Origin of the sequence: Pseudomonas sp. RG1 (genome assembly GCF_025910115.1) — a bacterium.
GTDB lineage: Bacteria > Pseudomonadota > Gammaproteobacteria > Pseudomonadales > Pseudomonadaceae > Aquipseudomonas > Aquipseudomonas atacamensis.
This window is the reverse complement of record NZ_JAPCIK010000040.1, coordinates 192797-216445: the sequence shown is the minus strand read 5'-3', so window position 1 is coordinate 216445 and position 23649 is coordinate 192797. Positions and strand designations below refer to the sequence as shown.

Genomic DNA, 23649 nt, shown 5'->3' with positions numbered 1-23649 from the left:
ATTGTTTCAGACAAGAATAAAACGCCCGTGAAATCGAGTGCTGCGTCATGACCAATCTCTTGCTCTACCAACGTATTGCTCAGCAACTGGCCGAAGACATCCGCCGTGGTGTCTATCAACCGGGGGAGCGCGTGCCTTCGGTGCGCAAGATGAGTTCGCAGCTCAACGTCAGCCATGCGACGGTGTTGCAGGCTTACGCCAACCTTGAGGATCAGGGCCTGATCCGCGCCCGGCCACAGTCGGGTTACTACGTACACCAGACCCCGGCGCTGACCGCGCCGACGCCGGACATCGCCCGGGTCGAACGGCCGGGGCTGGTGACGCGCAGCAGCATCATTCAACAGGTATTGGTCGAATCCCGCCGCGAAGGCGTGTTTCCGCTGGGCGCTGCGGTGCCGAGTGTCGATTATCTGCCGGTGCGCGCGCTGCATCAGCAATTGGCCAAGGTCACCCGCTTCCACAGCCCTCGGGCGTTCAGCTACATGTTCAGCCCCGGCTTCGAACCGCTGCGCCGGCAAGTGGCGATCCGCATGCGTGACGCTGGCGTGGTGGTCGATCCGTCGGAAGTGGTGATCACCCACGGCTGTGTCGACGCCTTGCAGATGTCGTTGCGCGTGCTGACCCGGCCGGGCGATCTGATCGCTGCCGAATCGCCGACCTATTACGGCCTGCTGCAACTGGCCGATCTGCTCGGCCTGAAAGTCATCGAAATCCCCAGCGATCCCGCCACCGGCATGAGCCTGGAGGCCTTGCAACTGGCCGCCAACCAATGGTCGATCAAGGCACTTGTGCTGACCACGCGCCTGAGCAATCCCCTCGGCGGGACCATGCCGGAAGAGCGGCAGAAACAGTTGTTGCGTCTGGCCTCGGATTTCGACATTCAGATTGTCGAAGACGATATCTACGGCGAACTGATGTTCGAACAGGGCCGCACCAAAGCGCTGAAAGCCTACGACCGCCTGGATCGGGTGATCTACTGCTCGAGCTTCTCCAAAACCCTGTCACCGGGTGTGCGCATCGGCTGGATGATCGCCGGCAAATACCAACAGGAAATCCAGCGCCTGCAAACCTTCAGCACCCATTCGGCGTGCAGCGTTACGCAGATGGCGATTGCCGCGTATCTGGAAAACGGCGGTTATGACCGGCATTTACGCTACATCCGTCAGGAGTACCGGAAAAACCTCAGCGCGTTCCAGCTGGCGGTGCAGCAGCACTTCCCCGAGGGCACGCAAATGTCCCGGCCTACGGGCGGTTTCATCCTCTGGGTGAGCTTGCCGGGGCGGGTCAATACTCAGGAATTGCATGTCCGCGCGCTGCAACAAGGCATCAGCATCGCGCCGGGGCTGATCTTCAGTAATACCGAGCAGTTCAACCACTGTATCCGCCTCAATTGCGGCATTCCGTGGAACCGCGAAGCGGAGCGGGCGCTGATGACGCTGGGTCTGTTGGCCACCCAACTGTGTCAGGAAACCGCTGGCGGATTCTGAACGGGGAGGCGCTGAGGCTTGTCATGTGACGCACAACAGGCGAGCATGTGGCCCTCTGCCGTTAGTTCGTTGGGTCCATGAAAGCGATTGTTCCTGCCGCGTGGGTATTGCTGGGTTTGCTGATGGTCGGTCAGGCACCGGGTGCTATGGCGGCCGCAGCCCAGGAAAAACCGGCAGCGACCAGTACCACGAACAAAGCCACCAAAACCGCGGCTCCGGCAAAAAAAGCCCAGGCGAAAAAAAACGCCACGGTGAAGAAGCGCCGCCCGGTGGCCTCGAAATCGAAATCCGCCCGTGAAGTGGCAAAGACCAAATTGCCGCCGGCAAAACTCGATCTCAGCCTGCCCAAGGATATGGTTGAAGACTTGAAGCCAAAGGGCACCGTGGAGCTGCCCAAACGCGAGGCGATCCTGCCGCAGATGTTTGGCGAGAAAGATAACGGCTTCCAGCTCAACGGCCGCTTGCTCAGCAATGAAATGGAGCTGCAATTGCGCAACGAAGCGCGACGCGATGTGGAAGGCGCGGCGCTGGATTTCGAATTCAAGCAATAGATGCGGCCCTCTGCAACGCGCAGAGCAGACGCTTCGTCGGAGACTGCCCGGTCACTTTTACTTATCGTTGAAAACCCGCTCGTAGCAATTTGAAACAGTCGTTTTAGCGGTTACTCTGTTTCCCGTCTCTTTACACATCGCCCGTCGCGAGGATCTGTTCGTCATGAAATGCCGTGAAGGCTGTGGCGCTTGCTGCATTGCCCCCTCCATCAGTTCGCCGATCCCCGGCATGCCCGATGGCAAGCCCGCCGGCGAACGTTGCGTGCAACTGTCGGTCGATAACCTGTGCAGCATTTTCGGCCGTCCGGAACGTCCGGCTGTCTGCTCGGGCTTCGCTGCGGATGTCGAGGTGTGCGGCAGCAGTTCGGAAGAAGCGATCAGATTGATCGGCTGGTGGGAGCAGATGACGGCGGCGTGATGTGTTCACCAACGGAACTTCAACAATAAGGAATAACACTATGGGTTCGCTGCACCGTATCGCTGTGTTGTGTGGTCTGACTGCCGTACTTGCCACTTCGGTCGCCCACGCAGAAGACTGGAAAGTGGCGAAGAACGAAGACGGCATCAAGGTTTCCCTGAGCGAAATACCCGGTTCGGACTACAAGTCCTACCAAGGCGTCGCGCTGATGAAAACCACCGTTGCCAAACTGCGCGCCTTGCAGGAAGACGTCTCTGGCGCCTGCGCGTGGATTCACGAGTGCAAGAGCCAGAAACTGCTCAAGCACGAAGGCGATCTGAGCTGGACCTATTCGCAATTCAACACGCCGTGGCCGGTGACCCCGCGTGATTCGGTGCTGAAGATCACCACCGTTGAAGGTGCCGATGGCAGCCTGACCCGGAACCTTGAAGGTGTACCGACCTATCTGCCGGAAGAAAAAGGTTTCGTGCGGGTTCAGCAGGTCAAAGGCTTCTGGAAGTTCGTGCCTAAGGGCGATCAGGTTGAAGTGACTTATCAGGTGCACACCGAGCCGGGCGGTAGCGTGCCGGCCATGGTCGCCAACAAGTTTGTGGTGGATGCGCCATTCAATACCCTGAAAGCGCTGAAAGAACGCGCCGAGAAATAATCAATTCGCTGTAAGCAAAACGCCCCGACCGGTTCGGGGCGTTTTGTTTTGTCTCTAAATTGTATTTCCAGATATGCGTTGCACGAAATTTTCACAAAGTCTCCAAGACAATTCGCCCGCACTTGTTGCCTGCCATTGCGCTGTCAGCCCTTTGAATGAAAGTCTCGAAGGGCAGGGCAGTAATCAATGGCAATGGTGTGAACGATCGTGCAACATTTGCGCACCGCGCACGCCCCGGGGTCTGGACTGACCAATAGAGGGCCTGGCGCCGCTGTATTTTTGCAACTTCAACTTCCAATGGGTCCTAAAACGACATGGCAAACCCGGACGCCCTGAATCAGCAGCGATCTTCTGCTCGCCTGCTGCAACCGACCGTCAAATCGCATCTGGCCTACACGCTGCTGTGCGCACTGGTCATGATGGTCATGTTTTCCGCGCTGCGCCTTGCGCTGCTGGTCTACAACCGCGAGATGATCCTCGACACCCCGGCCGCGACCTTCCTTGAAGCGTTCGTCAACGGTCTGCGTTTCGACCTGCGCCTGGTGGTCTACCTGTGCATTCCGCTGGTGCTGGCGCTGTTCAGTGCCCGGGCCATGGCCGCGCGCGGTTTCTTCCGTCTGTGGCTGACCGTCGCCTCGAGCATCGCGCTGTTTCTCGGCCTGATGGAGATGGACTTCTACCGCGAGTTTCACCAGCGCCTCAATGGTCTGGTGTTCCAGTACGTGAAGGAAGACCCGAAAACCGTAATGAGCATGCTCTGGTACGGTTTCCCGGTGGTGCGCTACGTGCTGGCATGGGTAATCGGCACGGTCATTCTGACCCTGGCGTTCAAAGGCGCCGACCGTGCTACCCGCCCGCGCGGACCGTTCAGCGGCGGTAGCGTCAGCTCCCGTCAGGTTGCGCCGTGGTACACCCGCCTGGCGGTGTTCGTGGTCTGCCTGCTGATCTGCGTCGTCGCCGCTCGCGGCACCTTGCGTCAGGGCCCGCCGATGCGCTGGGGTGACGTCTACACCACCGATTCCAACTTCGCCAACCAGCTCGGCCTCAACGGCACGCTGTCGCTGGTCGCCGCAGCCAAGGCGCGCATGGGCGAAGACCGCGACAACATCTGGAAAGCCACGCTGCCCCAGGAACAGGCGCAGCAAGTGGTGCGCGACATGCTGCTGATGCCGGACGACAAACTGGTCGATGCCGACATCGCCGCTGTTCGCCGCGACTACATGCCGCCGGCCGACAAGACCCTGCCGATCAAGAACGTCGTGGTGATCCTGATGGAAAGCATGGCCGGTCACTCGGTCGGTGCTTTGGGCGCGCCGGGCAATATCACCCCGTACCTGGACAAGCTGTCGAAGGAAGGTCTGCTGTTCGACCGTTTCTTCTCCAACGGCACCCACACCCACCAGGGCATGTTCGCGACCATGGCCTGCTTCCCCAACCTGCCGGGTTTCGAATACCTGATGCAGACCCCGGAAGGCAGCCACAAACTGTCCGGCCTGCCGCAGCTGCTCAGCGCCCGCGACTATGACGATGTCTACGTCTACAACGGCGACTTCGCCTGGGATAACCAGTCGGGCTTCTTCAGCAACCAGGGCATGACCAACTTCGTTGGCCGCAACGACTTCGTCAATCCGGTGTTCTCCGATCCGACCTGGGGCGTGTCCGACCAGGACATGTTCGATCGTGGCCTGCAGGAACTGAAGGCGCGGGAAAACGGCAAGCCGTTTTACGCATTGCTGCAAACCCTGTCCAACCACACGCCGTACGCCTTGCCCACGCCATTGCCGGTCGAGCGCGTCACTGACCGTGGCAGCCTCAACGAACACCTGACCGCCATGCGCTATTCCGATTGGGCGCTCGGCCAGTTCTTCGAGAAGGCGCGCAAAGAGAAGTACTTCAACGAAACCCTGTTCGTCATCGTCGGCGACCACGGCTTCGGCAACGAGCGTCAGATCACCGAAATGGACCTGGGTCGCTTCAACGTGCCGATGCTGATGATTGCCCCGGGCATCCAGCAGAAGTTCGGTACCCGCGACCACACCGTGGGCACGCAGATCGACATCGTGCCGACCATCATGGGCCGTCTCGGTGGCGAAGTGCGTCACCAGTGCTGGGGCCGCGACCTGCTCAACCTGCCGCAGGGCGACACCGGTTTTGGCGTGATCAAGCCTTCGGGCAGCGAGCAGACCACCGCCATCGTCACCGCCGATGAGATTCTGGTGTTGCCGCGTGACAAGGACATGGGCCCTAAAATCTGGAAATATCAGCTGGGCGCCAACCCGCACGCCGAAGTTGTACCGGACGCGCCGCGCACTGCCGAACTCAAACTCAAACTTGAGGCGTTCCTGCAAACCGCGACCAAGAGCCTGCTCGATAACACCGCCGGTGTCATTCACGGCAAGCCGGACTGATAACTGGTTAAAGTCCACGCAATAAAAAAGAGGCCCTTGCAAAGGGGCCTCTTTTTTTACAGCTTCAAATCGTCATATCTTGCCGAGTAACAACAGCACCAGCAGCACGACCAACACCACGCCGATAATACCCGACGGGCCATAACCCCAACTTCTGGAGTGCGGGAAGACCGGCAGACCACCGATCAGCAACAGGATCAGGATGATGATTAGAATTGTGCCCATGGGTGATTTCCTTGTTCAGAGTCTGGAAGAGTCTTGATGCTCAGTGGGCAGCTGGAGAGCAACTAAATTCCAGCCGGCTTACATGTTCCGACTTGCGCCGGTGAAAAATAATTCAATGTTTTTTTAATGTATTTGGATTGCTCGGTTATTTCCTTTCCAGCAAAAAGATCGCAGCCTCGTTGCACTCGTCAGCTCCTACATGAGGCCAACCGGAACGATGACGGCTGGAATCTTTTGATCCTCCATTCAGCAACTGGATGGAGCGTGGGTGAACGAAGTTCCTTCGCTACACTCGGCGCATCTCTCCCGGAACAACAAGGCTGTCCGCTATGCAAAATCGCATGATGATCACTGGTGCAGGCTCAGGCCTGGGTCGCGAAATCGCCCTGCGCTGGGCCCGTGAAGGCTGGCGGCTGGCCTTGTCCGATGTCAGTGAACCCGGCCTGCAGGAAACCCTGAAACTGGTGCGCGAGGCGGGCGGTGACGGCTTCATCCAGCGCTGCGACGTGCGTGATTACAGCCAGCTCACCGCCTTCGCCCAGGCCTGCGAAGAGAAGCTCGGCGGCATCGACATCATCGTCAACAATGCCGGCGTCGCCTCGGGCGGATTCTTCAGCGAGTTGTCGCTGGAAGACTGGGACTGGCAGATCGCGATCAACCTGATGGGTGTGGTCAAGGGCTGCAAGGCGTTCCTGCCGCTGCTGGAACAGAGCAAGGGCAAGATCATCAACATCGCCTCCATGGCCGCGTTGATGCAAGGCCCGGCAATGAGTAACTACAACGTGGCCAAGGCCGGCGTGGTGGCGTTGTCGGAAAGTCTGCTGATCGAACTGGCGCAACAGGAAGTGGCGGTGCATGTGGTTTGCCCATCGTTCTTCCAGACCAACTTGCTCGATTCTTTCCGTGGCCCGACCCCGGCCATGAAAGCCCAGGTCGGCAAGTTACTGGAAAGTTCGCCAATCAGTGCCGCCGACATCGCTGACTACATCTATCAGCAAGTCGCCGCCGGTGAGTTCATGATCCTGCCCCACGAACAAGGGCGCATGGCCTGGGCGCTGAAACAGAAGAATCCGCAACTGCTCTACAACGAAATGACTTCCATGGCCGAGAAAATGCGCGCCAAGGCCAAACAAAACAACGCTTGATCTTGTTCGATGCCCGCCGCGTCGTTAGGGTGGCCGCCACGGTCACCCTGTCGAGACGCCTCCATGCTCAATTACTTGTGGTTCTTCCTTGCGGCGCTGTTTGAAATCGCCGGCTGTTTTGCCTTCTACATGTGGCTGCGCCAGGGCAAGAGTGCGTTGTGGGTGATTCCCGCGTTGCTCAGCCTGACCCTGTTCGCGCTGTTGCTGACCCGTGTGGAAGCGGCCTACGCCGGGCGCGCCTATGCCGCGTATGGCGGGATCTACATCGTTGCTTCGATTGGCTGGCTGGCGGTGGTCGAGCGGGTGCGTCCGCTGGGCTCGGACTGGATTGGCATGGCGCTGTGCGTGGTCGGTGCCAGCATCATTCTGTTCGGGCCGCGCTTTTCCGCTGCCTGAGGCGTTTGTGCGAAGCGTCTGACAGCTGCGGGCGTGGGCAGCTGTAGGGCAAGACTGATTTGCTCGTCGTGGATTGTGAAGACGCTGTAAGCCGCGCATCTTCAGGGTTTGCCAGTCCTGAAGGATGAATCCCATGCTTGTACTCAGCCGTGTGGTCGGTGAGTTGATTTCAATCGGAGACGACATCACCCTGCGTGTTCTGTCGGTCAACGGCTCCAGCGTGCGCTTCGGCGTCGAGGCGCCGAAAAAGGTCCATGTACACCGCGCCGAGGTCTATGACCGGATCAAGCGCAAGGAGGCCGCAGCAAAGGCTGGCTGACGGCTTCAGTCGAACAAATGCTTGGGTACGTCGTGCTTGAGCATCAGCTGGCACTGTTCGCTTTCCGGGTCGAACACGATCAATGCCTGGCCTTTGGTCAGTGCCTGACGCACGCGCAGGACGCGGGTTTCCAGCGGGGTGTCATCGCCGTTGTCGGTACCGTCGCGGGTGACGAAATCCTCGATAAGGCGGGTGAGGGTGTCGACTTCAAGCGCGTCGTGGGGAATGAGCATGGGCACCTCGGTCAAATCAATGTCGGGATGCTACGGGGATTGGGTTTCGTCTGCCAGTTCTGTATTGGCCGTGCCGGGCAATTCGCGAGCAGGCTCGCTCCCACATTTGAAATGCGATCCCTGTGGGAGCGAGCCTGCTCGCGAAGGCGGTTAACTGTTCACCGAAGGCTCAACTGTCAGAACGCTGCCCCACCAGACTGTCCACCGGCGGCACGCGGGTTTCGCTTTCCATCTGCGTGTCATGCTCGATCTGATGGCTGAAGCGATCCAGTGAAGCATTGGCCGGTGCCGCGTCGCTGGCAAAGACCGGCGGGCTGAGGATGTACGCACCGAGCAAACGGCTGAGCGCTGCCAGACTGTCGATGTGCGTACGCTCGTAGCCGTGGGTGGCATCGCAGCCGAAAGCGAGCAGGGCGGTGCGGATGTCGTGGCCGGCGGTGACCGCCGAGTGCGCATCGCTGAAGTAATAGCGGAACATGTCACGTCGCACCGGCAATTCGTGTTCATCGGCCAGACGCAACAGATGCCGCGACAGGTGATAGTCATACGGCCCGCCCGAATCCTGCATCGCCACGCTCACGGCGTGTTCGCTCGAGTGCTGGCCGGGGGCGACCGGTGCGATGTCGATGCCGACAAACTCGCTGACGTCCCACGGCAATGCCGCCGCTGCACCGCTTCCGGTCTCTTCGGTGATGGTGAACAGCGGATGGCAATCGATGTTCAGTTCCTGGCCGCTGTCGACAATCGCCTTCAGAGCAGCGAGCAATGCGGCAACACCGGCCTTGTCGTCGAGGTGGCGGGCGCTGATATGGCCGCTTTCGGTGAACTCGGGCAGCGGATCGAAGGCCACCACGTCGCCGACATGAATGCCCAGCGACTCGCAATCGGCCTTGGTCGTGCAGTAGGCGTCCAGACGCAGCTCGACATGGTCCCAACTGATCGGCATTTCATCGACCTGGGTGTTGAACGCATGCCCGGACGCCATCAGCGGCAACACGCTGCCGCGAATCACCCCGGTGTCGGTAAACAGGCTGACCCGGCTGCCTTCGGCAAAGCGGCTCGACCAGCAACCGACCGGCGCGAGGGTCAGGCGACCGTTGTCTTTCACCGCACGCACAGCGGCGCCGATGGTGTCCAGGTGCGCAGACACCGCGCGGTCAGGGCTGCTCTTTTTGCCCTTCAAGGTCGCGCGGATGGTGCCGCGCCGAGTCATTTCGAACGGAATGCCCAGCTCTTCAAGACGCTCGGCGACATAGCGCACGATGGTGTCGGTGAACCCGGTAGGGCTGGGAATGGCGAGCATTTCCAGCAGGACTTTTTGCAGGTAAGCCAGATCCGGTTCAGGGATTTGTGTGGTCATGGTCATGGAAACTCCTGATGGGTTGAGCACACCGATGGTTTCGATGAGGAAAATTGGTGGTGACGTTCAGGGCCTCTTCGCGAGCAGGCTCGCTCCCACATTTGGAATGCATTCCCCTGTGGGAGCGAGCCTGCTCGCGAAGGCGTCAGCCGGAACAACGATGGTTCAAGAGACAGCCGGCTGACTATGCGGAAACAACAGATCGACAAAGCGTTCCGCCGTCGGCTGCGGTTCATGGTTGGCGAGGCCGGCGCGTTCGTTGGCTTCGATGAACACGTACTCGGGCTGATCCGCCGCCGGCACCATCAGATCGAGCCCGACCATCGGAATATCCAGCGCCCGCGCCGCACGCACGGCCGCGTCGACCAGCGTTGGATGAAGAATGTCGGTCACGTCTTCCAGCGTCCCGCCGGTGTGCAGGTTGGCCGTGCGCCGCACGAACAGATGCTCGCCGGCCGGCAGGATGCTGCTGTAGTCGTAACCGGCGGCATGCAGCGTGCGTTGGGTTTCGTGGTCCAGCGGAATCTTGCTTTCGCCACTGGTGGCGGCTTGCCGGCGGCGGCTCTGCGCTTCGATCAGCGCACCAATCGAATGCTGACCATCGCCGACCACTTCGGCGGGCTTGCGAATCGCCGCCGCCACCACTTCAAAACCGATCACCACAATGCGCAGATCAAGGCCTTCGTGGAAGCTTTCCAGCAGCACGCGGCTGTCGAACTGCTTCGCCGTTTCGATAGCCTTCTGCACTTCTTCGATGGTGCGCAGATCCACCGCGACGCCTTGGCCCTGTTCGCCATCGAGAGGCTTGACCACCACCCGTTGGTGCTCATCAAGGAAGGCCAGGTTGTCGTCGGCATTGCCCGCCAGTTGCTGCGCCGGCAGTTTCAGGCCTGCGGCCTTGAGCACCTTGTGGGTCAGACTTTTGTCCTGGCACAGGGTCATGCTGATCGCACTGGTCAGATCGCTCAGCGACTCGCGGCAGCGCACGCGACGGCCGCCATGGCTGAGGGTGAACAGCCCGGCGTCGGCGTCATCGACTTGCACGTCGATACCGCGTCGATGCGCTTCTTCGACGATGATCCGCGCGTAAGGATTGAAATTCGCCTCCGGGCCCGGGCCGAGAAACAGCGGCTGGTTGATGCCGTTCTTGCGCTTGATGGCGAAGGTCGGCAGGTTGCGGAAACCCAGTTTGGCGTAAAGGTTTTTCGCCTGACGATTGTCGTGCAGCACCGACAGATCCAGATAAGCCAGGCCGCGACTCATGAAATGCTCGACCAGGTGCCGCACCAGCACTTCGCCGACGCCGGGGCGCGAGCAATGCGGGTCGACCGCCAAGCACCAGAGGCTGCTGCCATGTTCCGGATCGTTGAAGGCTTTTTGATGATTGAGGCCCATGACACTGCCGATCACCGCGCCGCTGTCTTCGTCTTCCGCCAGCCAGTACACCGGGCCGCCCTGATGATGTGGCGTGAGCAGCTCCTGATCGATCGGCAACATGCCGCGTGCCTGGTACAAACGGTTGATGCCTTGCCAGTCGGTTTCGCTCTGCGCACGACGAATGCGGAAGCCGCGAAACACTCGCGTGGCCTGCCGGTAATCGCTGAACCACAAACGCAGGGTGTCGGATGGGTCGAGAAACAGCTGCGTCGGCTCAAGGCCGAGAATCTGCTGCGGTGCGGCAACATACAGGGCGATATCGCGCTCGCCGGGTTGCTCGTTGAGCAGCTCCTGCGCCAGTGACGCCGGATCGGGAAAGGTGTGACCGATCAGCAGCCGGCCCCAACCGCAATGCACGGCAATCGGGGCGCTGGCAGGCTCGCTGCCGTCTTCGGCCAGGCGCGCCTGCAAACGTTCATACGAGGGGGCCTGACCACGCAACAGGCGTTGGTTGATGGACGTGGCATGGGGTTTCATCAATCAGATTCCTTGTTCACTGAGCCACAGGTTCAGGGCCGCCAGTTGCCACAGTTTCGAGCCGCGCAATGGGGTCAGCTGGCCTTGCGGATCAGTCAGAAGCTTGTCGAGCATGCTCGGGTTGAACAGGCCGCGATCCTGGCCCGGATCCAGCAGCAGCTCGCGCACCCAATTGAGTGTGTCGCCCTGCAAGTGCTTGAGACCCGGCACCGGGAAGTAGCCTTTCTTGCGGTCGATCACTTCGCTTGGAATGACCCGGCGCGCAGCTTCTTTCAGCACTTGCTTGCCGCCATCGGGCAGCTTGAATTTGCCCGGCACACGGGCCGACAGTTCGACCAGTCGATAGTCGAGAAACGGCGTACGCGCTTCCAGGCCCCAGGCCATGGTCATGTTATCGACGCGTTTGACCGGGTCATCGACCAGCATCACCGTGCTGTCCAGACGCAGCGCCTTGTCCACAGCAGCCTCGGCGCCGGGCTGGGCAAAGTGCTGTTTGACGAAATCGCCCGCCGCATCGTGGTCGACCAGCCATTTCGGCTGGACCGTCGCCGCGTAGTCGTCGTAGCTGCGATCGAAGAACGCATCGCGGTAGGCCGCGTATGGGTCCGCCGCGCCGTCGACCTGCGGATACCAGTGGTAACCGGCAAACAGTTCGTCCGCGCCTTGGCCGCTCTGCACCACTTTGCAGTGCTTGGCCACTTCGCGGGACAACAGATAGAACGCGATGCAGTCGTGGCTGACCATCGGTTCGCTCATTGCGCGGAAGGCGGCGGGCAGTTGCTCGATGATTTCTTTCTCGTCGATGCGCAACTGATGGTGGCGGGTGCCGTAGTGCTTGGCGATCAGGTCCGAATACTGGAACTCGTCGCCGCGCTCGCCGCCGGCATCCTGGAAACCGATGGAAAAGGTCGACAGATTCTCTACGCCGACTTCGCGCAACAGGCCGACGAGCATGCTCGAATCGACACCGCCGGAAAGCAACACACCGACATCCACTGCCGCACGCTGACGAATCGCCACCGCTTCGCGGGTGCTGTCGAGGACGCGATCGACCCAGTCTTCCAGATTGAGGTTTTTCTCGTCTTCATTCGGGCCGTAGGGCAGGTTCCACCAGGTTTTCTGCTCGGTGCGGCCATCGGCTTCAACGCGCATCCAGGTGGCAGGCGGCAGTTTTTCGATACCGGCCAGCAAGGTGCGCGGCGCAGGTACGACCGCGTGGAAATTCAGATAGTGATTGAGCGCCACCGGATCGAGGATCGGGTTGATGTCGCCGCCCTTGAGCAGCGCCGGCAGTGCCGAGGCGAAGCGCAGGCGTTGGCCAGTGCGCGACAGGTACAGCGGCTTCACGCCGAGACGGTCACGGGCGATGAACAGGCGCTTGGCATCGCGCTCCCAAATGGCGAAGGCGAACATGCCGTTGAGCTTCGGCAGCAATGCTTCGCCCCAGGCGTGATAACCCTTGAGCAGCACTTCGGTGTCGCCACCCGAATAGAAGGCATAACCCAGTGCTTCAAGCTCTGCGCGCAGTTCCGGGAAGTTGTAGATCGCACCGTTGAACGCCAGGGACAGGCCCAGTTGGCTGTCGATCATCGGCTGCGCCGAGCCGTCCGACAGGTCCATGATTTTCAGGCGTCGATGGCCCAGGGCAATCGGCCCTTGGGCATGGAAGCCCCACGCGTCAGGGCCGCGAGGGGCCAGGTGATGGGTGATTCTCTCGATCGCTGCAAGGTCTGCAGGTTGTTGATCAAAACGTAACTCGCCAGCTAATCCGCACATAAAGTCCTTACCGGTTTTTCCGTTGGGGAAGGTCAAGCCGTACCACGCGAAAAGTGCGGGTACTCAGAAACTGACCTGTCACGGTAGGCGGAGTTTTAGATCGATAAGTTATAAGCGCGGCGTTACAGCCTCTGCAGGTGGGTGCTAGAGGGCGCCCTGGCAGCGTTAGCCGGTTTTTTTTGCAGGGCGGTAGCGGGCTGTTTTATAGGCCGAAAAACTGCGTGTGTTTGCGGCATTTGCCAGCAGTTTTTTCCATTATCAATTCATTCACACCATCGCTAAGGTCGAAAGCCCCAACAGCAATAAAGGACTATTGCCATGTCAGTGCAGCAACAGAAACAAAACCTTGCTCCATCTTCAGTGCTCGGCACGCTGCTGGAAGCCACCTCAGACCTCGACACGGCCGAAGCCGTGGAGAAAAGTCTGCCGCCTTATTTGCTCAAGGCTTCGACCGACACGCTGGCGACGCTGGATCAGACCGCTCGCGAGCTGCATCGCCTGCAGCTCAAAGTGGCCAAGGATCTGGCCGGATTGCAATCGTTGCGCGGTTTCTGCAAAAAAGAACTCACCGCTGCGTTGAACGCCAAGTGGCCGGCGGTCTATGACGTCGAACAGGATGTGCTCAGTCTGCCGGGTGACGATTGCGGCTGCGACGCGACGGCGACCAACCAAGCGGGTATCGATGTCGTAAAACACGCCGAGCAAACCCTGCTGCAGGCGGCGATGCAGAACTTCACTGAAGACGAGGAGCAAGCCGATGGTTTCCCGTCCGGCAGTGTCGTGCGCATTGCCAGTGCGCCTGCGGGAGTGCAGGGCCTGACACCGCAGGCGTTCGCCGCGTTGTGCCGCACGCTCGACCTGGGCAAGCAATATCAGCAACATTTCCAGCAAGTCTTCGGCCTGCGCGATGCCGACGGCAAAGTCGTGACCAGTAGCGTCCTGACCCGCGACATTGGCGCGATGAAAAAAAGCCTGTTGCAGCTCGACGCTCATCTGGCCGCGCTCAAGGCTGATATCACTCCGCAGGGATTGCGCATGCTGCAGGATCTGATTGACGCCCAGGGCGTGGCGTCGGCAACCCTGCACCACGGCAACGACCCGATGATCATGCAGGGCATCGAGATACTGGACAGCTGCGTGTGGGGCGTCGTGGTGTTCTGCGCGCGCTCGGTGCAGGAGCATCCCGAGGATGGCTGCCTGGTCTACATGGCGGGCGAGCCCGAGAGGGCGTTGTACGAATATCCGAGCTTCAATGCCTTCAAAAACTATCTCACGCAACAACTGCGCAAACCGGACTACAAGGATTATTTCGGTCGATGCCTAGATGAGGATGACAAGGCCGATTTCTTCAAAACGTTCGAGGAAAAAGGCGAGTTGGGCCTCATCAGGCAACTGTCGATGAGTGTCCCGCTTTTTGATTTCATGGTGCAGAGTCACGTCGGCAAATTACAGATCGATGCGCGCAAACTGGCGGTGCCGACGGCAGATATCGATGAGGACGCACGCCAGAAACGTCTGCTGGATTTTCTCCAGCTGGGCGTGACCATCGCGTCAGTGGCAGGCATGTTTGTGCCGGTCCTTGGCCAACTGATGATGGGCGTTGCGGTCGGGCAATTGCTCGGCGAAGTGTATGAAGGGGTCGAAGACTGGCAGCGTGGCGATCATCAGCAAGCGCTTTCGCACCTGCTCAGCGTGGTGGAGAACATCGCGCTGATGGCGGCGTTTGCCGGCGGGCAGAAGGCGTTGGGCACGCTGGGCGGCAAACTGCTGCGCTCGCACCCGGAGTTCTTCAGGCAATTTCGGGCCATCCTCAATCACGCAGGCAAGGCACGTCTGTGGAAGCCCGATCTCGTTGCCTATGAGCATTCACTCCCGGCGGGATTCACCATTGATGCCAGCTCCAAGGAGTTTTATCAGGTGGGCCGCAAAACCCTTGGGCGTGTCGATCATCGATTCTTTGCCGGCAGTTACGATGCCGATGCCAGCCTGTGGCGTCTGGAGCATGCCAGTCGCGCTGACGCCTATGCCCCGGAGTTGGCCCGACACGTTGAGGGCGGCTGGCGCATTCCTGGCGAAGAGCCCGAGGAGTGGGGCAGTTCTGCGTACACACTCAAACGCATCGACCCGCACCTGAGCGAATTCACCGACAGCGACCTGGATAACATGCGTCGGCTCAGTGGCACCAGTCATGACCAATTGCTCCAGGCGTTCAACGATAACCTGGCGTTGCCGGAGCGTCTGCGCGACACGGTGGAACGCGTGCGTCTCTCCCGTCAACTGCGCCAGCTGACCCGCGAACTGCAGGCCGGCGAAGTACATTCCGGCCAGCCCGCCGAGGAGCAATTGCACGCATTGCCCAAGCTCAAGGGCTGGCCAACCGACCGCTACATCGAGGTTACCGACGCCGATGGCAGCGTCGAGGCAACTTATCCATCGACCCGCGAGCCCGACGAAGCTCTGAGCGTGGCAGTCAGCCGTGAACAACTGGCGGCGGGGCAGTTGCTGCGAACGGTCATTGATGGCCTGTACCAGAACGAAGTCGATGCTTTGCTCGGCGGTAAAACCGCCGCCAGCCTGGAAGAGTCGGCGCTGGCAAAAAAGCTCGGCGCGGCGCTGAAGACGGATCATCGTGAGGTGCTTGAGCGTATGTATCAGCGTTATGACCGGAGCGAGGCGGACGATGTGCTGAAGTTGCGCAAGGTCTTTGCCGCCATTGCGACGCGCCATGGGCAGCAGGTGATCGAGCGCGCGCCGAGTATCGAACGATTGCATCTGCGCGAGACCGGGCAGGTGCCGTTACGGATGGGGCAACGCGTCAGGCAAAACATCAACGCAGTGCGACTCGATCGTGCCCTGGCAGGTTTGCATTGGCCACGACTGGCCAATGCCGATACCGACAAACTGGCCATTCAGTTGCTGCCACGACTGCGCGGCTGGGATGCGCAATTGCGCTTGCAAGTGCGTGACAAGACACTCGCCGGGCCGATCCTGGAAGCCATCGGCGATGCTGCTGCGAAACCCGAAAATACCTGCTCGCTGGTGAAGTCTGCTGCCGGTTACGAGGCGTTCAGTGGCGACGGCAAGTCACTTGGCAAAGTGGCAGCAGCGCCGGGGGATCTGTACAGCGCGATTCTCAAAGCGCTGCCGTTGCGTCAGCGGACGGCCGCCGGGTTGGGCGAGTCTGCACAGGCCGACACCGTGCGCTTGCGCAGCAAATTGCTCGATGCAGCGCTGGATGAACGCGAGGAGACGGCGCAGACATTGGTTCGCGGCACGTTTGAGCCTCGGCTTGTCGAGCCGGCCTGCATGCAGAGCGATCAGGCTGCCGGGACGGAGCATTCGCGGGCGCTGCTGCGCAAGGCGCGCAAACTGTATCCGCGCTTGAATCAGCAGCAGCTCAGCCAATTGCTCGATGAGCTGGGCGATGATCCGTTGAGCCGTGCGACCCGCATCAAAGCCCTGCGTCAGGATCTGCAGACCCTGCGTGACGCGCTGTTTGTCTGGAGCGAAGATGCCGCCGCACTGAAAGCCATGGGGGGCGATCTGGCCGAAGCGCGGCACAGCCGGAAAATCGCCGCCGAGTTGATCGAAGAAGGATTTCGACGCTTTCATTGGGCCACCAACGAAGAGGGAAAAAGCCTCTGTACCCTCAACCTTGACGGCATGCGCATCGGTAAGGTGCCAACATTGCCGCCGTCGGTGAGCTTCGACCACATAGAGCAATTGTCGATGCGCAACATGGCGCTGGGTGATGATGTCGCGCACTTCCTCAAGTCCTTCAAACAGCTCGAGCTACTGGAACTGGGCAGCAACACGATCACCCGGTTGCCTGAAGTGTTGTCGCACATGCCGCGTCTGCAACGGCTGAACTTGGCAAACAATCAGCTCAAGCTGACCGAGCAGACCCTGGCGAAGCTGAACAGGCTGAGCGCTTTACGCTACCTGAATCTGGACAAGAATCCGTTGGGCGCCACCCCTGATTTCAGTCAAATGACGCAACTGCGCCGCTTGTCCTTGCAAGACACCGGCATCACGGAGCTGCCAGAAGGCCTGTCCAATTCCGTCCACATTGAATTGATGAACCTGACCGGGAATAAAATCAAAGAGCTGCCCGACTGGTTATTCCAGAAAACACGCCATTTCACCAGCGCACTCAAGCTGGGACTGAATCCTTTTTCCGAACGCAGCAAAACGCATCTGGAAAACTATCGCGATAATTTCGGCATCGGTATGGACTACCTCCCCGATGACATCGCCAGGATGAACGAGCAACACGCCCGCTCGCTCTGGTTGACCAAGAACAGTGGCGAGGAGTGGGCAGAACAGACGCGGATCTGGACGGCATTGCGAAACGAGCCGAAGGCCGATGGGTTGTTCACCGTGCTGGCGCAACTGGGCGATACCGCGGACGGGAAAAAGGCCAGCGCCGACTTGCAGCGACGCGTCTGGGCGGTATTGAAGGCGGCCGAAGCTGACGGGCCGCTGTGTGAACAAGTGCTCGACACGGCTGCCGATCCGCTTCATTGCACCGACAACGCAACGCTGGTGTTCAGTCGCCTGGAAGTCGAGGTGGAAGTCGAGCGGGTAACCAGCGCGGCAAGCGGCCGCAAGGTCACTGCCAAGGCTCTGCTGGAACTGGGCCGCAGTCTGTTCAGGCTGGACAAGCTGGAAGAAATTGCCCTGGAGCATTCGCTCCGGGCGCCGAAGGTCGATGCACTGGAAATGAACCTTGCTTATCGCATCGGTCTGACCGATGAGCTGGGGCTGCGCGGTCAACCGAAAGGTATGCTGTTCGATGCCCAGAGTGGCGTGACAGCCGCTGATCTTGAGGTCGCCAGAAATCGCGTGATGACTGCCGAACTTTCCCCGCAATGGCTGAAATACATGCAGGAGCGAACGTTCTGGCGTGATTATCTGAAGCGTACGTTTACGCGCAAATTTTCAATGATCGATGAATCGTTCGCGCCGCGCATGAGTGCCCTCGATGAGCAGGCGGACACCCTCCTCAGTGCCGACTATGTGAGTCAGGCGAATGCCCTCCAGCTTGAAAAGGAGCAGGCACAAGAGGCAGTGATCAAGCGCCTGACCGAAGAGTCGATACGCCTGATGGATCTCGGCCTCTGTGTGATGCCGGACATCTGATATTCACTTGCCGCGAATCAGTTTGCGCAAGGCAAACCGGTTGGGATGGCACGCTTCGGCCACGCTGCGCGGCAACGGCAGCGGCTCGTTGTCCAGCCACGCGGCGAGCAGCTCGCCGGACAGCGGCGCGGTGATCAGCCCGCGAGAACCGTGGCCGCTGTTGACGTACAGACCATCGAGCCATGGGCAGGCGATGTCCGGCACTTGTCGGGCGTCTTTGCTCAATGCAGCGTAGGTTTGATTGAAGGTTTGCAGATCAGCGAGCGGGCCGACAATCGGCAGGTAATCGGGGCTGGTGCAGCGATAGGCTGCGCGGCCCTCAAGGCTCTCAATTGGCTGCTCGCTGATGTTCAGACGGCTCAGCAGATCGCTGGAAATTTCTTCGAGCATCGCCAGGTTGCCTTGGTGCTCGGCAGTCGTGGGCGTCAGGTCGTCGCTGTTGAAGTCGAAACTCGCGCCCAGGGTGTGCTCGCCCAGACGCGCCGGGGCGACGTAGCCTTCGGCGCACACCACGGTGGCCAGCTCACGACTGTCTGCGGTTTCAGGCAGACGCGTAATTTGTCCGCGAATGCGCTTGAGCGGCAATTCGGCACTCTGGGCAAAACGTTTGATTTCGGCAGCACCGGCCAGGATCACCACCGGCGCACTGGCGAGCAAACGCTCGCCGTCGAACGCTTGCCACTGGTCAGCGACTTTACGCAGCTCCAAAGCTTCGTGATGGCTGAGCAATTCAATGTTGGCGTGCATCGCCTGGGCCTGACACAGCGCTGGCGGATGCACCCAGCCGCCTTCGGGGTAGAACAAACCGCCGTGGGCCACGCCGACACCGGCGCGAGCCTGCGCTTCGGGTTGTTCCAGCCACTGCAAGAGATCTTCAGGAAACGCCGCCGCCAGTTGCGCGTGGCGCTCGGCTTCCTTGGCATTGAACGCCAATTGCAGCACGCCGCAGTCATCCCAGTCGCTGCCGCGTTGCAGGCTTTCCAGCAGGCGTCGGGTGTAACCGAAGCCACTGACAATCAACTGCGACAACGCCGTGCCATGGGCGGACAACTTGAGATAGAGCACGCCTTGCGGATTCCCCGAAGCTTCCTGCGCCACCGCCGAGTGGCGCTCGAGCAGACTCACCTGCCAGCCGCGCGCCGCCAGACTCGACGCTGTCGCGCAGCCAGCCAGGCCCGCGCCGATCACCAGCGCCCGGCGCTCACCGCGCAACGGAGCAGGGCGGGCGAACCAGGGTTTCGCCGGTATGGGCGCCGCCACCTCGGCGGGCCAGCCGAGAAATTCGCCACGCAGGATTTCCCACTTGTGGCCGATGCCCGGTGTGCGCTTCATCTTGAACCCGGCAGCGTTGAGCAGACGCCGGACCCAACCGGTGCTGGTGAAGGTGCTGATAGTCGATCCCGGCGCAGCCAGGCGCGCCAGTTCGACGAACAGCTCAGCGGTCCACATGTCCGGATTTTTCGCCGGAGCGAAACCGTCGAGAAACCACGCGTCGATCTGCGCATCGAGTTGCGGCAGTTGCTCCAGCGCATCGCCGATGAGCAAGGTCAGCGTCACGCGGCCGTTGGCCAGAGTGATGCGTTGAAAGCCTTGATGAATCGCCACGTAATGCCTGAGCAACTGATCCGCCAATGGCATGAGTTCTGGCCACAGTGCCAAGGCTCGGCGCAGATCCGCAGGCGCCAGCGGGTACTTCTCGACGCTGACAAAATGCAAACGCGCGCCGGCCACCGCGTGCTGTTCGAACAACTGCCAGGCGCAGAGAAAATTCAACCCGGTGCCGAAACCGGTTTCGCCAATGACCAGGCGTCCATCCGCCGGCAGCGCAGCAAAGCGCTCGGCCAGACGGTTCTGCTCAAGAAACACGTAACGGGTTTCCTCCAGCCCCGACTGATCGGAAAAATACACGTCATCGAACACCCGCGAACGTGGGCGTCCCTGGTCGTCCCAGTCGAGTTGGGCGTGGGGCATTTCGGCTTTCATGGCAGGCTCGGCAAACACAAGGCGGCCATTCTAGCCGATCGCGCCGGTACTACCGATCCAGCACAAGACTCGCGGTGAAAAGAACCCTGTGGCGAGGGGATTCATCCCCGCTGGACTGCGCAGCAGTCCCAAAACCACAAGACTCGCAGTGAAAAGAACCCTGTGGCGAGGGGATTTATCCCCGCTGGACTGCGAAGCAGTCCCAAAACCACAAGACTCGCAGTGAAAAGAACCCTGTGGCGAGGGGATTCATCCCCGCTGGACTGCGAAGCAGTCCCAAAACCACAAGACTCGCGGTGAAAAGAACCCTGTGGCGAGGGGATTTATCCCCGCTGGACTGCGAAGCAGTCCCAAAACCATCCACCCCGTTTTCCCGATCCAAACCGCACTTCCCCGATCTACGACTACTGCACAGCCAGTCAACGATAAATCCGCTCACCACAAAGTTCTCATTCCGTCCTGAGTTCGTGGGAATTTCTGCCCTGCGCCCGTGCCCAATCCGCTAGTCTTGCTGAACCCTGGAAGGAGCCGTCCAATGTTTGAATCCGCTGAAATCGGTCACGCCATCGACAAAGACACTTATGAGGCGGCCGTCCCTGCGCTGCGTGAAGCCTTGCTGGAAGCGCAGTTCGAGTTGCAGCAGCAGAAACGCTTTCCGGTGATCATCCTGATCAACGGCATCGAAGGGGCGGGCAAGGGCGAGACGGTCAAGCTGCTCAATGAATGGATGGACCCGCGCCTGATCGAAGTGCGCACCTTCGACCAGCAAACCGATGAAGAACTGGCGCGGCCACCGGCGTGGCGCTACTGGCGCATGCTGCCGGCCAAGGGGCGGATGGGCGTGTTCTTCGGCAACTGGTACAGCCAGATGCTCCAGGGGCGGGTGCATGGGTTGTTCAAGGATCCGCGTCTGGACCAGGCCATCGCCGGCGCCGAGCGTCTGGAAAAAATGCTCTGCGATGAAGGCGCGCTGATCTTCAAGTTCTGGTTTCACCTGTCCAAGAAGCAGATGAAAGCGCGGCTAAAATCGCTGGCCGACGACCCGCTGCACAGTTGGCGCATCAGCCCGTTGGACTGGCAGCAGTCGCAGACCTACGACAAGTTCGTCAAATACGGCGAGCGGGTGTTGCGCCGCACCAGCCGCGATTACGCGCCGTGGCATGTCATCGAAGGCGTCGATGCCAATTACCGCAGCCTGGCGGTGGGCAAGATTCTCCTCGAAGGCCTGCAAAGTGCGCTCAAGCGTGCCGACGTCAATCCCCACGAAGTCAGTGCCGCGCCGCTGGGCACGCCGGTCGATCAGTTGAACCTGCTCGACAGCCTCGACCTGACCCAGCGTCTGGACAAGAAAGACTATGAAGAACAACTGATCACCGAACAGGCGCGTCTGTCCGGACTGATGCGCGACAAACGCATGCGTCGCCATGCGCTGGTCGCGGTGTTCGAGGGTAACGACGCAGCCGGCAAGGGCGGGGCGATTCGCCGCGTGGCAGCGGCGCTCGATCCACGTCAGTACAGCATCGTCCCGATCGCCGCGCCGACCGAAGAAGAGCGCGCGCAACCCTACCTGTGGCGGTTCTGGCGACACCTTCCGGCGCGGGGCAAATTCACCGTGTTCGACCGCTCCTGGTACGGGCGGGTGCTGGTCGAGCGGATCGAAGGCTTCTGCACCCCGGCCGACTGGCTGCGCGCCTACGGCGAAATCAACGACTTCGAAGAGCAACTGGCCGATGCCGGCGTCATCGTCGTCAAGTTCTGGCTGGCGATCGACAAGGACACGCAGATGGAGCGCTTTCAGGAGCGCGAGGAGATTTCCTTCAAGCGCTTCAAAATTACCGAGGACGACTGGCGCAATCGGGAAAAGTGGGACGACTATCGCCGGGCGGTCGGCGACATGGTCGATCGCACCAGCACCGAGATCGCGCCGTGGACGCTGGTCGAGGCCAACGATAAACGCTGGGCACGAGTGAAAGTATTGCGCACCATCAACCGCGCGCTGGAAGACGCGTTCGAGAAATCCGACAAGAAGGCCAAAAAGCACAAGGACTGAGGCGATGGCCGCGCATACGCCGGGTGAATGATCCTCGCGGTCGGCAAGAAGGTGGACTTATGCTCAGGTCCACTTTCAACCGACAACAACAATGAGGTATGCCATGCGTGAAGTGGTGATCGTCGACAGCGTGCGGACCGGCCTGGCCAAATCCTTTCGCGGCAAGTTCAACCAGACCCGCCCCGATGACATGGCGGCCCACTGCGTCAATGCCCTGCTGACCCGCAACGATATCGACCCGGCCAGCGTCGAGGACTGCATCGTCGGCGCCGGCTCCAACGAGGGCGCGCAGGGCTACAACATCGGCCGCAACGTCGCGGTACTGTCGCGCCTGGGCACCGGCACCGCCGGCATGACCCTCAACCGTTTCTGCTCCTCGGGCTTGCAGGCCATTGCGATTGCCGCCAACCAGATCGCCTCCGGTTGCAGCGACATCATCGTTGCCGGCGGCGTCGAGTCGATCAGCCTGACCCTGAAAAGCGTCAACACCGATCACCTGATCAACCCGCTGCTCAAGCAACAGACTCCCGGCATCTACTACACCATGGGCCAGACCGCCGAAGTGGTGGCACGACGTTACGGCGTCAGCCGCGAAGCGCAGGATCGCTATGCGCTGCAAAGCCAGATCCGCACGGCCCAGGCCCAGGCTGCGGGTTTGTTCGATGATGAAATCGTGCCGATGGCGGTGAAATACCGCGTCGAGGACAAGCACAGTGGCGAAGTGCAGATTGTCGACGGCGTCGTCGAGCGCGACGACTGCAACCGCCCGGACACCACCTACGAAAGCCTTGCCGGTTTGAAACCGGTGTTCGCCGACGACGGTTCGGTGACGGCGGGCAATTCCTCGCAGCTGTCCGATGGTGCCTCGATGACGCTGGTGATGAGCCTGGATAAAGCCCTGGAACTGGGGCTCAAGCCGAAAGCGTTTTTCCGTGGCTTCACCGTCGCCGGCTGCGAGCCGGACGAAATGGGCATCGGCCCGGTGTTCTCGGTGCCGAAACTGCTTAAGGCCAAGGGTTTGCAAGTGGCGGATATCGATCTGTGGGAGTTGAACGAGGCGTTCGCTTCGCAGTGCCTGTACAGCCGCGACCGGCTGGAGATCGACAACGACAAATACAACGTCAACGGCGGCTCGATTTCCATCGGCCACCCGTTCGGCATGACCGGCTCGCGTCAGGTCGGGCATTTGATCCGGGAATTGCAGCGACGCAATTTGCGCTACGGCATCGTCACCATGTGCGTGGGTGGCGGGATGGGGGCGAGTGGGTTGTTTGAGGCCGTGCGCTAAAGGATTGGTTGCCTGTTCAGGCCCCTTCGCGAGCCTGCTCGCGAAGGCAGCGCCACGGCTCAGCGGCTGGAACCCTGCCGCTGCATCCGCGCTATATAAGCCTGAATCTCCCGCTCGATCACCTGACCGTCAAACGGCCCTTCGAGGGTATTTTCCCGGGTGCTGAAATACAGCTCGCCATTGACCCGACACACGCGGTCGCTGCGAAAACGGGTGGCGGGGGCGCTGTCCTCGGCGCGCATGGCGTACATGTCGGTCTCCCTGATCAATGCGTTGAAAGTCTGCAATCAGCTTATGCCTGAAGCACT

Annotated in this window: 18 protein-coding genes; 11 read left to right on the top strand and 7 right to left on the bottom strand. The window is 60.5% G+C overall.

Features of this window, described 5'->3' with window-relative positions:
* The first annotated feature begins 47 nt into the window (after nt 1–47).
* The 5 genes from OK411_RS20405 (at nt 48) to OK411_RS20385 (ending at nt 5510) form a co-directional block, all read left to right on the top strand.
* The gene (locus OK411_RS20405) at nt 48–1487 is read left to right on the top strand and encodes a PLP-dependent aminotransferase family protein (protein ID WP_024013893.1); all 1440 of its coding nucleotides are present in this window, start codon (nt 48–50) and stop codon (nt 1485–1487) included.
* Nucleotides 1488–1564: 77 nt separating this feature from the next.
* Nucleotides 1565–2038 carry a hypothetical protein gene (locus tag OK411_RS20400; protein ID WP_024013892.1) on the top strand — a complete coding sequence of 158 codons (474 nt, stop codon included), beginning with the start codon at nt 1565–1567 and terminating at the stop codon, nt 2036–2038.
* 163 nt (nt 2039–2201) lie between these two features.
* Nucleotides 2202–2456, top strand: coding sequence for a YkgJ family cysteine cluster protein (locus OK411_RS20395; protein ID WP_016770949.1), 255 nt, complete (start codon nt 2202–2204; stop codon nt 2454–2456).
* Between the two features lie 40 nt (nt 2457–2496).
* The gene (locus tag OK411_RS20390; protein WP_056788309.1) at nt 2497–3102 is read left to right on the top strand and encodes an START domain-containing protein; all 606 of its coding nucleotides are present in this window, start codon (nt 2497–2499) and stop codon (nt 3100–3102) included.
* A 314-nt stretch (nt 3103–3416) separates the two neighbouring features.
* Entirely contained in the window at nt 3417–5510 is a 2094-nt protein-coding gene (locus OK411_RS20385) for an LTA synthase family protein (protein ID WP_056788312.1), read from the top strand.
* A gap of 72 nt (nt 5511–5582) precedes the next feature.
* Here the strand turns inward: OK411_RS20385 and OK411_RS20380 are convergent, their stop codons facing one another.
* A complete protein-coding gene (locus tag OK411_RS20380; RefSeq protein ID WP_003183939.1) occupies nt 5583–5735 on the bottom strand; it encodes a DUF3309 family protein in 153 nt (50 codons plus the stop codon).
* 329 nt (nt 5736–6064) lie between these two features.
* On the opposite strand from OK411_RS20380, the gene OK411_RS20375 reads away from it, so the two are divergent.
* The 3 genes from OK411_RS20375 to csrA all read left to right on the top strand — a co-directional run bounded on the left by OK411_RS20375 (nt 6065) and on the right by csrA (nt 7595).
* Nucleotides 6065–6880 (top strand): SDR family oxidoreductase, encoded by an 816-nt coding sequence (locus OK411_RS20375; RefSeq protein WP_101156344.1) that lies wholly within the window; start codon nt 6065–6067, stop codon nt 6878–6880.
* Nucleotides 6881–6943: 63 nt separating this feature from the next.
* Nucleotides 6944–7276 carry a YnfA family protein gene (locus OK411_RS20370; protein ID WP_016770946.1) on the top strand — a complete coding sequence of 111 codons (333 nt, stop codon included), beginning with the start codon at nt 6944–6946 and terminating at the stop codon, nt 7274–7276.
* 133 nt (nt 7277–7409) lie between these two features.
* Nucleotides 7410–7595, top strand: coding sequence for a carbon storage regulator CsrA (gene csrA, locus OK411_RS20365; RefSeq protein ID WP_024013891.1), 186 nt, complete (start codon nt 7410–7412; stop codon nt 7593–7595).
* A 5-nt stretch (nt 7596–7600) separates the two neighbouring features.
* On the opposite strand, the gene OK411_RS20360 is transcribed toward csrA, so the two are convergent.
* The 4 genes from OK411_RS20360 to OK411_RS20345 form a co-directional block, all read right to left on the bottom strand.
* The gene (locus OK411_RS20360) at nt 7601–7828 is read right to left on the bottom strand and encodes a YheU family protein (RefSeq protein ID WP_003172962.1); all 228 of its coding nucleotides are present in this window, start codon (nt 7826–7828) and stop codon (nt 7601–7603) included.
* A 169-nt stretch (nt 7829–7997) separates the two neighbouring features.
* On the bottom strand, nt 7998–9188 hold the full coding sequence (locus OK411_RS20355; protein WP_024013890.1) for an osmoprotectant NAGGN system M42 family peptidase: 1191 nt from the start codon (nt 9186–9188) through the stop codon (nt 7998–8000).
* 165 nt (nt 9189–9353) lie between these two features.
* A complete protein-coding gene (gene ngg / locus OK411_RS20350; RefSeq protein ID WP_264365602.1) occupies nt 9354–11102 on the bottom strand; it encodes an N-acetylglutaminylglutamine synthetase in 1749 nt (582 codons plus the stop codon).
* 3 nt (nt 11103–11105) lie between these two features.
* Entirely contained in the window at nt 11106–12878 is a 1773-nt protein-coding gene (locus tag OK411_RS20345; protein ID WP_264365601.1) for an N-acetylglutaminylglutamine amidotransferase, read from the bottom strand.
* A gap of 318 nt (nt 12879–13196) precedes the next feature.
* Here OK411_RS20345 and OK411_RS20340 point away from each other — a divergent pair, with 318 nt between their 5' ends.
* The gene (locus tag OK411_RS20340; RefSeq protein ID WP_264365600.1) at nt 13197–18020 is read left to right on the top strand and encodes an NEL-type E3 ubiquitin ligase domain-containing protein; all 4824 of its coding nucleotides are present in this window, start codon (nt 13197–13199) and stop codon (nt 18018–18020) included.
* A 3-nt stretch (nt 18021–18023) separates the two neighbouring features.
* Here the strand turns inward: OK411_RS20340 and mnmC are convergent, their stop codons facing one another.
* On the bottom strand, nt 18024–20003 hold the full coding sequence (gene mnmC, locus OK411_RS20335; protein ID WP_264365599.1) for a bifunctional tRNA (5-methylaminomethyl-2-thiouridine)(34)-methyltransferase MnmD/FAD-dependent 5-carboxymethylaminomethyl-2-thiouridine(34) oxidoreductase MnmC: 1980 nt from the start codon (nt 20001–20003) through the stop codon (nt 18024–18026).
* 535 nt (nt 20004–20538) lie between these two features.
* Here mnmC and pap point away from each other — a divergent pair.
* Nucleotides 20539–22053, top strand: a complete 1515-nt coding sequence (pap, locus tag OK411_RS20330; RefSeq protein WP_016770941.1) for a polyphosphate:AMP phosphotransferase — start codon at nt 20539–20541, stop codon at nt 22051–22053.
* A 103-nt stretch (nt 22054–22156) separates the two neighbouring features.
* Nucleotides 22157–23341, top strand: coding sequence for a thiolase family protein (locus OK411_RS20325; RefSeq protein WP_024013885.1), 1185 nt, complete (start codon nt 22157–22159; stop codon nt 23339–23341).
* 59 nt (nt 23342–23400) lie between these two features.
* Here the strand turns inward: OK411_RS20325 and OK411_RS20320 are convergent, their stop codons facing one another.
* On the bottom strand, nt 23401–23592 hold the full coding sequence (locus OK411_RS20320; RefSeq protein WP_129997355.1) for a DUF6316 family protein: 192 nt from the start codon (nt 23590–23592) through the stop codon (nt 23401–23403).
* Nucleotides 23593–23649 lie beyond the last annotated feature (57 nt).

Coding starts and splice junctions, on each gene's coding strand:
- OK411_RS20375 (WP_101156344.1), top strand. CDS start 6,065: ATGCAAAATCGCATGATGATCACTGGTGCAGGCTCAGGCCTGGGTCGC.
- OK411_RS20395 (WP_016770949.1), top strand. CDS start 2,202: ATGAAATGCCGTGAAGGCTGTGGCGCTTGCTGCATTGCCCCCTCCATC.
- OK411_RS20360 (WP_003172962.1), bottom strand. CDS start 7,828: ATGCTCATTCCCCACGACGCGCTTGAAGTCGACACCCTCACCCGCCTT.
- OK411_RS20380 (WP_003183939.1), bottom strand. CDS start 5,735: ATGGGCACAATTCTAATCATCATCCTGATCCTGTTGCTGATCGGTGGT.
- OK411_RS20400 (WP_024013892.1), top strand. CDS start 1,565: ATGAAAGCGATTGTTCCTGCCGCGTGGGTATTGCTGGGTTTGCTGATG.
- OK411_RS20390 (WP_056788309.1), top strand. CDS start 2,497: ATGGGTTCGCTGCACCGTATCGCTGTGTTGTGTGGTCTGACTGCCGTA.
- OK411_RS20320 (WP_129997355.1), bottom strand. CDS start 23,592: ATGTACGCCATGCGCGCCGAGGACAGCGCCCCCGCCACCCGTTTTCGC.
- csrA (WP_024013891.1), top strand. CDS start 7,410: ATGCTTGTACTCAGCCGTGTGGTCGGTGAGTTGATTTCAATCGGAGAC.
- OK411_RS20355 (WP_024013890.1), bottom strand. CDS start 9,188: ATGACCACACAAATCCCTGAACCGGATCTGGCTTACCTGCAAAAAGTC.
- OK411_RS20405 (WP_024013893.1), top strand. CDS start 48: ATGACCAATCTCTTGCTCTACCAACGTATTGCTCAGCAACTGGCCGAA.
- OK411_RS20370 (WP_016770946.1), top strand. CDS start 6,944: ATGCTCAATTACTTGTGGTTCTTCCTTGCGGCGCTGTTTGAAATCGCC.
- OK411_RS20345 (WP_264365601.1), bottom strand. CDS start 12,878: ATGTGCGGATTAGCTGGCGAGTTACGTTTTGATCAACAACCTGCAGAC.
- OK411_RS20340 (WP_264365600.1), top strand. CDS start 13,197: ATGTCAGTGCAGCAACAGAAACAAAACCTTGCTCCATCTTCAGTGCTC.
- mnmC (WP_264365599.1), bottom strand. CDS start 20,003: ATGAAAGCCGAAATGCCCCACGCCCAACTCGACTGGGACGACCAGGGA.
- OK411_RS20385 (WP_056788312.1), top strand. CDS start 3,417: ATGGCAAACCCGGACGCCCTGAATCAGCAGCGATCTTCTGCTCGCCTG.
- pap (WP_016770941.1), top strand. CDS start 20,539: ATGTTTGAATCCGCTGAAATCGGTCACGCCATCGACAAAGACACTTAT.
- OK411_RS20325 (WP_024013885.1), top strand. CDS start 22,157: ATGCGTGAAGTGGTGATCGTCGACAGCGTGCGGACCGGCCTGGCCAAA.
- ngg (WP_264365602.1), bottom strand. CDS start 11,102: ATGAAACCCCATGCCACGTCCATCAACCAACGCCTGTTGCGTGGTCAG.